This is a genomic window from Marinobacter iranensis (genome assembly GCF_029207565.1).
Classification (GTDB): Bacteria; Pseudomonadota; Gammaproteobacteria; order Pseudomonadales; family Oleiphilaceae; genus Marinobacter; species Marinobacter iranensis.
The window spans coordinates 1-238 of record NZ_JANCMW010000393.1 but is presented as its reverse complement, the minus strand read 5'-3'; the positions used below and the strand labels follow the sequence as shown (position 1 = coordinate 238).

Genomic DNA, 238 nt, shown 5'->3' with positions numbered 1-238 from the left:
CGGGCTCGAAGCAGCCCGCGGACGGCCGCCACCACGCGCTCGGGATGCCACATGATGTCGACGGCCGAGACCCGGAGGGTCGTGAAACCGAGCTCTGCCAACGCGAGGTCTCGCGCACGGTCGATCCGGTACGCCTCTGGTCCGAGGTGGTATGCCTCGCTGTCGCACTCGATCACGAGCCAGCCGTCCACCAAGAGATCCACCCTGCCGACGCCGGCGATGCGCACCTGCACCTGCA

1 protein-coding gene is annotated in these 238 nt (G+C 68.9%); it reads right to left on the bottom strand.

All coding sequences use genetic code 11. The features are described from left to right. Positions 1-238 (bottom strand): endonuclease domain-containing protein (locus NLU14_RS22850; RefSeq protein WP_275710919.1); only part of this gene is annotated, 238 nt, incomplete at both ends.